The sequence below is a fragment of the Pseudomonas sp. 44 R 15 genome (genome assembly GCF_900004965.1).
GTDB lineage: Bacteria > Pseudomonadota > Gammaproteobacteria > Pseudomonadales > Pseudomonadaceae > Aquipseudomonas > Aquipseudomonas orientalis_A.
Genome location: NZ_CVTU01000054.1, coordinates 91,554 through 103,524, shown reverse-complemented (window position 1 = coordinate 103,524; position 11,971 = coordinate 91,554). Strand labels below are relative to the sequence as shown.

Here is an 11,971-nt window from a genome sequence, read left to right as displayed (position 1 = left end):
GCGCCGCGTTCAATCAGGAAACACGCGTTATCGTTGACGTTTTTCGCGAGCAAGCTCGCTCCTACAGAGGGCGATGTACGCTTAACTGAACAGCGTGCTCCGCCGCCAAGGGTATTCAGCAAGCGGGAGACGCATCACGCTTGTCGGACCGCTCTTACGCAACTTTCGGGTTGCGTCCGATGAACCCCGCCGCTAACCTTCGCGAGTCGCTGCAAAATCAGCGAACGGGTGTGGAAGCCCGAACTCTCCAGGCGTATAAGCGCCCATAGCCTTAGCGGGCGCTTTTTTCATGCCCGCTATAAAATGTTATGGCGGCTGTGCGCGGGGCACCTTCGGGTGCGCCGGGGTCCTGGAGTCCGGTCTTCCACACCTGCGTACAGTCGCCACCCATCATGTGGAAGTGATTGTGGCGGCTCCTTTAAACTCCAGGAGCAAACGTATGAAAAAAGTCACGCCCAACCCCCCGCCATCCCCCTCGGATGACAACCTGCAATTACCCCCCGATGTCATCTTCTCCATCCGGCCCGGCCTCAGCACTGAAGCCGCCTTGAGCAATGCCAGCGAAATGCTGGAGTCAGCGACTGTCTGCGCATATGACTGCGCCGAACACGTGGATGGCGCCAGTCGCAATCATGTATTGGCCGTGGTGCAGATGATCGAAATAGCGAAACTGCTGGTGGACGATGCGCTGAATCGGGAATGCCCGGTCGCCTGATCCGGAACGTGGGAGCTGCCGAGCTTCAGCGAGGCTGTGACAGCTCCCACATCGGATCTGCGACCGCGCCTGGCTACCCGATTCCCATCGCCAGGCTATAGGGTGAAAACTCCGCGAACTGCCAACGCAATGCCAAGGCCGCCGGACGCCGGATCACCTGTTCCACGGTCACCGTCCACAACCGCTGCGCCCCCTCGAACTCGGCCACCTGCGGCCCGCTGAGGATCAGCGAGGTACGCCCCGCCACGTGCAGCACATCCCCCGACTCGAAATCGATGAACAACAACCCCGCCACCGGATTGGCTTGCAGGTTGCCCAGTGTGTTGAAGAACAGGTTGCCGGCAAAATCGGGGATGGTCAGCACATTGCCCTGCACCCGCACGAATCCAGTGTTCCCGCCCCGATGAGAGACGTCCACCGAACGCTCGCCGTGCAGGTCGACATAGCTGGCGACGAAGAAGGTGTCGGCGTTGCGGATCATGTGCTGATCGGCGCCATCCAGGCTGTCGCTGCGCTCGGCCACGTTGGCGGGTTTGCGCGCAATCGTGTCGACCGGGCGCAGCTGGATATATTTGGGGCAGTTACCGAAACTGTGCACCACGTCGACCGCGAAGCCTTCGTGATCCACTGCGCCAATGCGACCATTCATGCGATTGCGCCGGCGGGTGTTCAGGTCGATACCAAGCACGCCAACGGCTGCGCCCGCCGTGATTCCCGCGCGCGCCGGATCGCTGTTGCAGGGCAGGCTGTCGATCTGCAACCGGTAAGGGTCAGGTGAATGCGCGAACCCGGGCGCGCCTTCGAGCATCGTCGCCCACGGGGTGCCCTGTTCATCCACCGCGCCCAGCACCAGGTACGGCAGCAAGGGATAGAAATCGCGATGCTGCTCGGGCAGATGATCGCGTATCACCTTCGGGCCGATCACGGCCATGCGCTCGGCCGCGCCGGCACTGGCTTGCAGTTGCCGTTCGCCGGCATGCCAGGGGGATTGCTCGATTGAGTTCATGACGGCCGCCTCTCGTTGGATAGCTGGATGCTGCGCCTAGGCTTACGCCGAGAGAATGACCAGCCCAGGCAATCCACTATTACGCCAGCTGAAATGCCGGGTGGCCGCGCAATGCCGTTACACACTCATCGACAAAACTGCGCACGCGCATCGATGCATGGCGACCTTCGCGATAGACCACCTGCACCGGCACCGCAGGCGGCTCAAAGCCTGGCAATACGCGACGCAGCCGGCCACTTGCCAGGTGCTCGTGCACCGGATAGTTCAAGCACCGCACCAGCCCCGCGCCCTGCACGGCCGCATTGATCGCACCTTGCACCGTGGCGCAGCGCAGGCGTGCGCGGGCCTTGAGCTGAGAGTGCGCGAAGTCCCACTGCACCGGGTCGGCATCGGCGATCAGATGGTGCTGCCTGAGTGCGTCGGGGTGCAGCGGTTCGCCGTGGGCGGCCAGGTAGCCGGGACTGGCGCAGAGGACATGCCGCACATGCCCCACCGGTCGCGCGATCAACGACGAGCTGGGCAACTCGCCCACCAGCACCGCCACGTCCAGCCCTTCCTCATGCAGGTTCGGGTAGTAGTCGTGGTAGTGGGCGACCAGGCGCACCAGCGGGTAGCGCTCCATGTACGCGGCCAGTACCGGCGCCATCACATAGCGGCTGAACAGCAACGGCATGAATACGCGCAGATTGCCCTGGGCCTGGCTATGCAAGCCCTTGGCCGACGCTTCGGCCACCTCCACCGCCGCGAGCAAGCGCACGCAGTCGGCCATGTAGGCAGTGCCGGCGTCGGTGAGGCTGACCCCACGGGTGCTGCGCTGTAACAACCTCACCCGCAAACGCGCTTCCAGACGCGCAAGCGCGCGCACCAGGGTCGGGCCCGAGACGTGCGCCAAGCGCGCCGCCGCCGCCAGGCTCGGTTGCCCGGCCAGCGCCGCGAACAACTGCATATCGCGATAGCGCTCCATCAGCCGCGCGGCTTTTTCATCGGTTTCAGGGCCATGTCATGCCCCAGGCGCTCGGCCAGAAAATCAACGAATGTGCTGACCTTGGCCGGCACCCGCCCGTTGTTCTGGAACACCACCCGGATCGGCAGCGCGGCCGGCTCGAAATCCTGCAGGACAATCTCCAGCTCACCCGCCGCCACCGCTGCCGCGACCTGATAGGACAGCACCCGGGTCATGCCCCACCCCAGCCGCGCCAGGGCGACTGCGGCATTGTTTGCAGTGACCGCCAGGCGCGGTTCGATCGGCACCGTCAGCGGCAGGCCGTCGTCGACGAAGGCCCATTCATGCACGCGCTGGCTGGCGGATGAGGCGACGATCTTCGCTTCGTGCAACTGTTCGGGCCGCAGGGGTCGCCCATGCCGCGCCAGGTAAGCGGGCGACGCGCACACGACCCGGCGCACTTCGCCCACTTCGATCGCCTGCTGCCCCGGCTCGGGCAGATGACCGATGCGCACGGCCACGTCGACACCTTCGTCATTCATATTGACGACGCGGTCGACCAGCAGCGCATTGATGTTCACCTGGGGAAAACGGTCCAGATACTCCCCCAGCGCGGGCGCCACGAACAGCTCGCCGAACAGCACCGGGGCGGTCAGGTTCAGTTGCCCGCAGGGGATCGAATAACTGCCCGCTGCCGCTTCCTCCGCCTCGCTCAGCTCGGCAAGGATACGCCGGCAGTCTTCCAGGTAACGCTGGCCGGCTTCGGTCAGGTGCAGGCTGCGGGTGGTGCGCGCCAGCAACTGGGTGCCGATGCGTTGTTCCATGGCGGCAATCGCCCGGGTCACGCTGGGTGGCGAGGTGTTCAGACGCCGCGCGGCGGCGGCAAAACCTGCCTCTTCGGCCACCGCGACGAACACCTGTATTTCATGAAAACGGTCCATCGACACCCCTTTGAGTATTACGCTGATTGCAGCCCCACCACCGTGCGCGGCATAGCGACGAAACCCGGCAATGCTTCGATGCTGGCGAGCCAGGCGCGCACCTGAGGATAGTCGGCCAGCGACACGTTGCCCTCCGGTGCATGGGCCACGTAGGTGTAGAAGGCGATATCGGCAACGCTCGGCAAGTCACCGGCCAGAAAGCGGCTCTCGCCCAATTGCTGCTCCACCACGTTCAATAGGGCGTGAGCGTGGTTGATCGCAACGGCCGTGTCCACCTGGGCGCCAAACACCGTAGCCAGGCGCGCCGTGGCAGGCCCGGCATACAATTGACCGGCCGCCGCCGAGAGCCAACGCTGCACACGTGCCTGCCCGACCGGATCAGCGGGCAGCCACTGGCCGTTGCCATAGGTGTTGGCGAGGTACATCAGGATCGCGTTGGAGTCGGCCAGCACCGTGCCGCCGTCGTCAATCACCGGCACCTGGCCGAAGCGGTTGAAGGAGGCGAGGAATTCGGGTGTTTTGTGGGCGCCCTGCTTGAGGTCCACCAGGATAAATTCCATGGGCAGGCCCAGCAGGGACAGCATCAGTTCGACCCGGTGGGAGTGGCCGGACAGGGGGAAACCGTACAGTTTGATCGCAGGCATGACGAACTCCAGGGCGTGGTCGACCGAGTATTCGTGTCGATGGCTGCAATGTTCTTATGTGCCAACCGTCAATGGAATGGCCAGATTTCACAATCCAGCATTTCATAAAATGAAACAGTAACTCACTCCCCACTCTATGCCGCTACCTGGCAGCCAGATAAGCGCCCTGCAACTCAAGTGTGCGAATGCTGCGGTAATCCGCCTCGATCACTGCCGGGTCGGGGTGTACCAGATACACCGTGCCGGGTTGGCTGAACACATCCTGAGTCACGTCTATGCGCTGGCCGTTCTCAACGTAAAACACAGCCTCGAAGAACGACTCAAGTTTGAGCAGTTCCCTCAAAAATACGTCCTTTTCGAAATAGCCTTCCGAGCGGTTGATCAAGCAGACATTGTAGGTATGTTGCAGACGCTGGTAACCCACTTCACCCGCTGAACGCTGCTCAAATGCCGCAGGTTGCATAAGGGATAGAACCACAGCATCGATCTGACCCAGGCCAGTGGTCAGCTTTGAAACCCCGGGTCGAAGAATGCCGTCAGTGCGAGCAGCGATTTCCACCAGTTTCGGTCCGTCTTCGGTGAGCATGACCTCTGCATGGCTGGGACCGTTTCGAATGCCCAGGCACCGCACCACGGCTCGCGTGTAGTCGACAAGAATTGAATAAACCGGCGTGTCAGGCCCAATCAGTTCGTCAATATCGTAGAGAATGCCGCCGCTCGCCGTTCGCTGTTTTCGGTAACGTACGACCTCGGTGACAAGCTGTCGGCCGTTGAGTGAGACCATATTGACCACATACTCCCTCCCCGCCAGGTACTCCTGAATCAGCACCTGCGTGTTGGGAATATTCAACTTGTTGGTCGTCCCCAGCAAACGCTCGACAGCAGCCTTGCAGGCGTACATATCTTCACAGATGAACACACCATCGGCGCCTGCGCTTTCAAGCGGCTTGATGACCACAGGGAAGCGTCCGTGCTCATCGATCCAGTGTTGAACAGGCTCCCAGCCGTCAGCAATGAACTGCCGCGCCGCAGGCAGTTGCGCCTGGGTTATGCACTGAATCATTTCGTACTTGTTTCGACGTGCGTTGGTTTTATCGAAGCGATTGCGATAAGGCAGTTGCAATTGCTCGTTCAACCGGTCAGCCAGCAACACACCCGTTTCTGCACCTGCAAGAATGAACTGCGGTTTGAAACGCTGGAGTTGCGCCAAGGTCATTTCAACGTCGCGATTGACGATCATCCGCTCATAGAGCGCACAGTCAAAACCTTTGTAATAGTAGCTGTCCAACGTATCGGATGAGGCCACATGCACCAGTACACAACCTTCATCTTTTAATTGCTTGGCCAGGAATTTCCCGGATGAAAACCCATCGACCATCACCACTCTCATAACGCCTCCCTTTTCAAGGCATGCAGCGATCTACCCAGCAGCAGCAAAACAATCACAATCACCGCGGCGACGCTGGCGACGGAGAATTCAACCCTCGCATCCAAGTACTGGAGCAACAGAACGAATACAGGAAGCGTCAGCAATACCAGCGAAACGTGAATAGGCGTGAGGTAATAGATAGTTTTCTGGATCAGGTAAATGGGCAGCAAATGCCCTAACACCACCAGCACCACCAAAGGCGGAACCCACTCACGTTCGAGTATGAAACTGCCTCCCGTGGCAGGAATTGCAACGGCACAAACGCCAACCATCGCGATGTTTCTGATACCCAGAATTTCGTATACGGTCCATTGACGAGCGAACATCTCCTTGGAAAAAACCGTGTACATGACCGTGCCCAATGCGCACGCCAACACGCTGGCGATACCCAGCACTCGCTGGCCATCGGTGGTAGTCACGACGCCGCTGTCCCCCACAAAGGAATTGAACAACATGACCGCCACCGAGACGAGCACGAGCCATGAAACCAGCGCGTCCGCAAGAGCGACCTTGACGCCACGTTTGTTGAACAACGAAATAATCAACGTCAGCGCGGGCCCACAGGCTACCGACGCTACGCCGACTACCGCAGGTTCCAGATAGCGCAGTGCGTAGAACAACCCGCCCCAATTGAGCAGTACCGCCAGATTGACGATAACGACTAATCGCCATTGAGCGCTTAGTTTCGAAAACAGTGAGCGCCTATTTCGATAGAGCGCCCAGGCACCAAAAAAACAGGCCGACGTCATGAAACAATAGAAGACAACGTTCAGCGTACTGATCGACTGTGTGATCAACGCAACGTAAACGTCGAACGCTGCGCTAATCAAGCAAAATACCAAGCCGATGATTATTCCTGTCCGCTGTATTAACATTTAGCCACCCACGCGTTGTCGATTGTCCTCATTCAATATCTTTCATACTCAAGCCTCTGCACCGTTCGCCGTAGTCTTAGACGCTAGCAAATCATGTGAAAAAATAATAGCTAGCAAAACGGATAGGTAGCAACAGCCAAAACGCCAACTTATCAATCCAGGAAATATACGTAGGAACTTTCCGTCAACACTCACTGGAACTACGTGGAAGTTAAATAACTAACACATAAAAACAAGAACTTTCCTACAAGCCTTTAACTTACAGGAGCAATTTCAGCCAATTCAGGTGAGTTCGTCCAAGCACATAAACGCGCGAATTTCTGCCCGTGCGCTGGCGGATGAGGTGCCTCTGTGACGGCAATGGCGCGGCAGGCACAGGAAGGCTGGATAAAAAAATTCAAACTATCGCCCCTCCCATCGTTCACACCTTCACGTGCAACGCAATGTAGGAGGCAACATGCAATACCGACAACTGGGCCATTCCGGCCTGCTGGTCTCGGAAATCATCCTGGGTACCGTGCCGTTTGGCGGTCGTGCCGAGTTCGAGAAATGCGGCGCGGTGGACGTGCCCCAGGCCAGGCGCATGTTCGATATCGCGTTCGACGCCGGGGTGAATATGATCGACACCGCCGACCTGTACTCCCATGGCCTGGCCGAGGAAGTGGTCGGCAAAGCCCTGGGCGACAAGCGCAACGACATCTTGCTGGCGACCAAGGGCCGCAGCCCGGTGGACGAGAACCCGAACAATTCCGGCTCGTCGCGCTACCACCTGATTCGCGCCTGTGAAGCCAGTTTGAAGCGCCTGGGCACCGACCATATCGACTTGTACCAACTGCACAACTGGGACGGTCTGACGCCCATCGAAGAAACCCTTGAAGCGCTGCGCCTGTTGGTGGGCTCGGGCAAGATCCGCTACTTCGGCACCAGCAATTTCACCGCCTGGCAAATGATGAAGGCCTTGGGCAAGGCCGAGTTGCACGGCATGCTCAAGCCGATCACCCAGCAGATCTACTACACCCCCGAATCCCGCGAGGCCGAGTACGAGCTGCTGCCTATGGCGTTGGACCAGAATATCGGCACGCTGGTGTGGGGACCGATGGGTGAAGGCCTGCTGACCGGCTCGACCCGGCGCGGGCATAAACCACCGGCCAATACCCGCCAGGGCAGCGGCTGGCCGGAACCCTACGTGCATGACCAGGAGCGGGCGCTGGATATCATCGAAACCCTGGCCGCCGTGGGCGACGAGCACGGTGTGTCGGTGGCGCGCACCTGCCTGGCGTGGCTCAAGGATCGCCCGGGGATCACCTCGCTGATTGTCGGCGCCCGCACCGAAGAGCATCTGCGCGACAACCTTGCGGCGACCGAGTTGAAACTGACCGAGGAACAATCCTCACGCATCGAGGCCGTGACGCGTCGGCAGCCGCTGTACCCGTACTGGCATCGCTTTACTGCGGGGATCGATCGCTTCGATCCGGCGGAACAGCCATTCCTTGCCGAGCATCAAAAAACCATGGATGCGCGCAAGGACAAATAGCCCTGCACGCAACAGCTCAACCGGTGGGAGAGGCTTGCGCCCTCTCACCTTTGGTAAGGGAAATCGCTTTGATCGCGCAGCTCATGATCGCCGCCCTCGGCGTCGTCGCTATCTGGTTCAGCCAAAGAAAACGCCTCAAGGTGCGCCGCTACGCCTGCCTGTTCGGCATGGCCGGGCAGCCGTTCTGGTTCTGGTCGTCGATCAATGCCGAGCAATGGGGCATTGTGCTGCTGAGCTGTTTCTACACGGTGGCCTGGGCCAAGGGCATCAAGACTCACTGGATTGATCGCAGGCCCGAAGAACCGGTCTGAGTTTGCAATCGGCCGCCACACTGCCTATATTTCCCGCCTGGCGCTCTCTACGCCACCTTCCGCGGAAAGGGCTGCGCCCAAGACATCTTAGCTCGACCTCATTTCTACGACTCCCAACCTTAAAGCGGAAAAGGTTTGTACAAGGAGCTCGTATGTCACAACGCCCTGTTGCTTCCACTACCAACGGCCGCCTCAACCTTGAGCAGCAGCGCAAGCGCGCCAAGGAACTGTTGCCGCACCTCAAGCGCGAGGACCCCAACGCTACCTTGTCCCAGGCCCAATGGCAGATAGCCAGAGGATTGGGCTTCAGCAGTTGGCCCAAGCTCAAGGCCCATGTCGACGCCCTGGACTTCGCCACACGCCACCCCGACTTTATCGCCAGCGACGAAGCTCGCACCACCCATTGGCGCTGTGGCAACGACATCGCTCACAGCCTGCAGGTGGCGGGGTTCACAGGGCAATTCCAGATGCTCACCGACCCGTTATGCATGGGCCCGGTGCGCGACCTGCCCGGCGATGACTACCAACCCCTGCGTGGCGCGTTCATCAGCCACGCGTTCGGTTTGAATGAAACCGAGGTGGCGCGGCGACTGGCCGACGAATATGCCCGGCTTGAACACCTGGCAACGGCGCAGCACAGCGTGTTGTGGTGCGAAGCGGATGCCTATGACCAGCTGTTTCTGATACGCGCACTGGCGGGTCTGGAGCGCCTACCGCCCAAACTTGAACTGATCGAAGTCGACCGCATTCCCGGTGTGGAGCGGTTTATCGGCATCGGCCAATTGGCGCCCGATGTACTCGCCTGGCTGTGGCCCCAGCGGCGCCTGGTGGATGAGGCAGCGATGCAACTGGCCAAACAGGCGTGGGGGGCATATTGCGACCCCTCACCCGTGCGCTGGGCCGAACTGGCTCACGGCAAGCACTGTGCCCTGCCCTTGCTCGCGCCGGCGCTGCTGCGCCAACTGCAGGAATTACCCGGCACCCGGGATGGCTTGTCCCTGACCGAACGCCTGGCCCTGGGCTATATCGCCGAAGCCGGGCCGGTGCAATTTGGCCGGGTATTTGCCGAACTGATGGCCAGGCGCGAACCGCTGCCGTTCTTGGGCGACATGATGTTTCATGCGCTGTTGCGACCGTTGATCGATGGCGACCAGCCGCTGCTGGTGGAAACCGAGACGCATCTGGAGTGGCCTCGCCGGGAATTGGCGCTGACGCCGCTCGGCCTTGAAGTGCTCGACGCAAACGCCTATTGGCCTGACCACAGTTCACATGCGCGCTGGGTAGGCGGGGTCTGTATTGAACCGGGTCGGGCTCATTGGACGGTAGACGGGGAGGCTCAGCCTGTTTGGCGAAGCGCAAGGGAATAGGCTTGCGCCCGTTCCTTTGCTGATCAGGCGATGATCCTGTACACATGCAGGCGTTGAAGCCCTTCGATTGCAAGGGCCGCCTGCGACCGCTTCCACTTGCGAGAACCCATCATGCGTAACCTGATTGTTGCCGGCGCCTGCCTGTTATCCATCACCTTGACCGGCTGCCAGCACACCCCACCGGCCAACGACCAACTGGACGCCGTGCTCTGGACCCAGACCTCCATCGAGCACGAGCTGATCTACCGTCAGCTCTTCGCCAGCGCCACCCGTCAACTGGATGTCGCCCTGGCCGATCCCGGCTGGGACGCGCTGCCCTTTCCTGCGCGAGATCTGACCGGCCTGCCGCCGGCCGTGGTGGTGGATATCGACGAAACCCTGTTGGACAATGTGCCGCTCAATGCCCGCGACATTCTGAACAACCAGGTCTATTCCTATGACCGCTGGAACACCTGGGTCGACCAGGCCAAGGCCCAGGCGCTGCCCGGTTCGGTGGCGTTCCTGCAGGCGGCACGGCAAAAAGGCATCAAGGTCTATTACCTCACCAACCGCGAACACAGCCAGGTTGCGGCCACGGCCAGAAACCTGCTCCTGCGCGGTTTTCCGATTGAGAGCGATGACCAGATCCTGGCGGCCGGCACGCCTACCGGCCACTGCGAAAGCGCCGGCTATGGCAAGAACTGTCGTCGCCAATGGGTGGCCAGCCATGCGCGGGTGCTGTTGATGGCCGGTGATTCCCTGGGCGACTTCGTGCAGGCCGAGCACAACACGCTGGCGGCCCAGCGCAAAGCGGTCCAACCCTATGTGAACTGGCTGGGGCAGCGCTGGTTCCTGCTGCCCAACCCTTCCTATGGCAACTGGTACAGCGCGCCCTATGGGGATAATGAGAAGCTGCCGTTCGAGCAAAAGCGCAGGCTCAAGCAGCAGGCGTTGCAGCTGCAGGAGTAACGGCGCGCGCTACTCCCGTCCGGCTCAGCGGCGTGCGCTGACCGCTGCGCCGTCGTTGGACACGATCACTTCCACACGGCGGTTCAACTGGCGCGACGACGCGCTGAAGTTATCGGCCACCGGGTACTGCTTGCCGTAGCCCACCACGGTGATGCGCTCGCGGCCCACGCCGAACCGCTCCAGGCCGCGCGCCACGGCTTGGGCGCGACGCTCGGACAAGGTCTGGTTGAAAGCGTCGCCACCGGTGCTGTCGGTAAAGCCTTCTACGCGAAGCTGGCGCTCAGGGTTCTGCAACAGAAAATTCGCCAGGCCCTGGAGGTCGCGCTGGCTGCCCGGCTTCAGGTCGGCCTTGGCGGTATCGAACAGCACATCGCCAAAGGTAATCACCTGGCCGCGCTCCGACGGCTGCGCCTTCATGGCCTGCAAGGCCTTGAGCTGCGCGGTCCTGACGTCGAGCTGCACCTGGGTGCGGTCGACCGCGATGTTGTCGAGCCGGGCATCGATTTTGCGACCGGCGATGGTCTGTTCGGCCACCGCGATTCGCTGCGACGCCAGGTACGCCAACTGGTCGATCTGCGGGTCGGTGCGGTCATGCAGCGAGACCTGGTTGGCGCGGTCCAGCGCATTGGAGGCGATGCGCGTCTCGACCGCAGCCAGGGTGTTGGACTCAGGCTTTTGCTGCAAGCTGGAAAACTGGCTGCGCGCTTGCAGCAGTTGCGCGTTTTCCGGCGGCGTGGCGCAGCCGGCCACGGCCAGCGCCAGGGCGGACAGAACGGGAATGAAGTAAGTGGCACGCATGGGGGAAAATCCTCAGTGGGTAGTCGCGGGGGCGTTGAGCATTTCCTGCTTGAGCACCTGGATGCCCTCGCGTGCCTGCTGCAAGACCTGCTGTTTGCGCACCGTGTTGGCCTTGGTTTCGGCCAGGTTGGCGTCCACCTCGATCTGCTCGGCCAGCGCGTCCACCTCCACGTAGCGTTTTTCGCCGATGGCTTGCTCCATACGGGCCAGTTTGTCCTGAGCGGTCTTCATCTCCAGCGGTGCGAACTGCGTGGCTTGTGCCGCCAGCGCACGTCCCACCGAGTCGCGGGCCAGGGAGATTTTTTCCGTCGGTGGCAGCGGCGTGGCGCAGCCTGCCAATGTTGCCGCAACGATCACCGCCCAGGCCGAGCGGCGCAGGCGTTTGCTCACACGGGTGATCCTCATGTTTTGACTCCTAAGCCTATTCGTATGGCTGCAGGGCCTGATAGCCAGGCCCGTT

General features: G+C 61.0%; 13 protein-coding genes. 5 read left to right on the top strand and 8 right to left on the bottom strand.

Annotated features, from left to right (window positions below):
• Positions 1-439: 439 nt before the first annotated feature.
• Positions 440-715: a DUF6124 family protein gene (locus BFP93_RS06740; protein WP_065892525.1), complete on the top strand. Its 276-nt coding sequence runs from the start codon at positions 440-442 to the stop codon at positions 713-715.
• Between the two features lie 73 nt (positions 716-788).
• Here BFP93_RS06740 and BFP93_RS06735 read toward each other — a convergent pair whose 3' ends face one another.
• From BFP93_RS06735 to BFP93_RS06710, 6 genes are all read right to left on the bottom strand, one after another.
• Positions 789-1,721 carry a pyridoxamine 5'-phosphate oxidase family protein gene (locus BFP93_RS06735; protein WP_065892524.1) on the bottom strand — a complete coding sequence of 311 codons (933 nt, stop codon included), beginning with the start codon at positions 1,719-1,721 and terminating at the stop codon, positions 789-791.
• 79 nt (positions 1,722-1,800) lie between these two features.
• Positions 1,801-2,685, bottom strand: a complete 885-nt coding sequence (locus BFP93_RS06730) for a LysR family transcriptional regulator (RefSeq protein WP_065892523.1) — start codon at positions 2,683-2,685, stop codon at positions 1,801-1,803.
• On the bottom strand, positions 2,685-3,605 hold the full coding sequence (locus BFP93_RS06725) for a LysR family transcriptional regulator (RefSeq protein WP_065892522.1): 921 nt from the start codon (positions 3,603-3,605) through the stop codon (positions 2,685-2,687). The genes BFP93_RS06730 and BFP93_RS06725 overlap by 1 nt, the downstream gene beginning before the upstream one ends.
• Before the next feature lie 17 nt (positions 3,606-3,622).
• Entirely contained in the window at positions 3,623-4,249 is a 627-nt protein-coding gene (locus BFP93_RS06720) for a glutathione S-transferase family protein (protein WP_065892521.1), read from the bottom strand.
• Positions 4,250-4,391: 142 nt separating this feature from the next.
• Entirely contained in the window at positions 4,392-5,639 is a 1,248-nt protein-coding gene (locus tag BFP93_RS06715; protein WP_065892520.1) for an ATP-grasp domain-containing protein, read from the bottom strand.
• On the bottom strand, positions 5,636-6,553 hold the full coding sequence (locus tag BFP93_RS06710) for a DMT family transporter (protein ID WP_065892519.1): 918 nt from the start codon (positions 6,551-6,553) through the stop codon (positions 5,636-5,638). Before BFP93_RS06710 ends, BFP93_RS06715 begins: the two co-directional genes overlap by 4 nt.
• Before the next feature lie 457 nt (positions 6,554-7,010).
• Between BFP93_RS06710 and BFP93_RS06705 the strand changes: the two genes are divergently transcribed.
• The 4 genes from BFP93_RS06705 to BFP93_RS06690 all read left to right on the top strand — a co-directional run bounded on the left by BFP93_RS06705 (position 7,011) and on the right by BFP93_RS06690 (position 10,713).
• Positions 7,011-8,087 (top strand): aldo/keto reductase, encoded by a 1,077-nt coding sequence (locus tag BFP93_RS06705; RefSeq protein WP_065892518.1) that lies wholly within the window; start codon positions 7,011-7,013, stop codon positions 8,085-8,087.
• 68 nt (positions 8,088-8,155) lie between these two features.
• Positions 8,156-8,398, top strand: a complete 243-nt coding sequence (locus BFP93_RS06700) for a hypothetical protein (protein WP_083205616.1) — start codon at positions 8,156-8,158, stop codon at positions 8,396-8,398.
• Between the two features lie 152 nt (positions 8,399-8,550).
• A complete protein-coding gene (locus BFP93_RS06695; RefSeq protein ID WP_065892517.1) occupies positions 8,551-9,765 on the top strand; it encodes a DUF1835 domain-containing protein in 1,215 nt (404 codons plus the stop codon).
• A gap of 111 nt (positions 9,766-9,876) precedes the next feature.
• Positions 9,877-10,713, top strand: coding sequence for a 5'-nucleotidase, lipoprotein e(P4) family (locus BFP93_RS06690; protein ID WP_065892516.1), 837 nt, complete (start codon positions 9,877-9,879; stop codon positions 10,711-10,713).
• 24 nt (positions 10,714-10,737) lie between these two features.
• Here the strand turns inward: BFP93_RS06690 and BFP93_RS06685 are convergent, their stop codons facing one another.
• On the bottom strand, positions 10,738-11,511 hold the full coding sequence (locus BFP93_RS06685; RefSeq protein ID WP_065892515.1) for an OmpA family protein: 774 nt from the start codon (positions 11,509-11,511) through the stop codon (positions 10,738-10,740).
• Between the two features lie 12 nt (positions 11,512-11,523).
• Entirely contained in the window at positions 11,524-11,916 is a 393-nt protein-coding gene (locus BFP93_RS06680; protein WP_065892514.1) for a DUF4398 domain-containing protein, read from the bottom strand.
• Positions 11,917-11,971 lie beyond the last annotated feature (55 nt).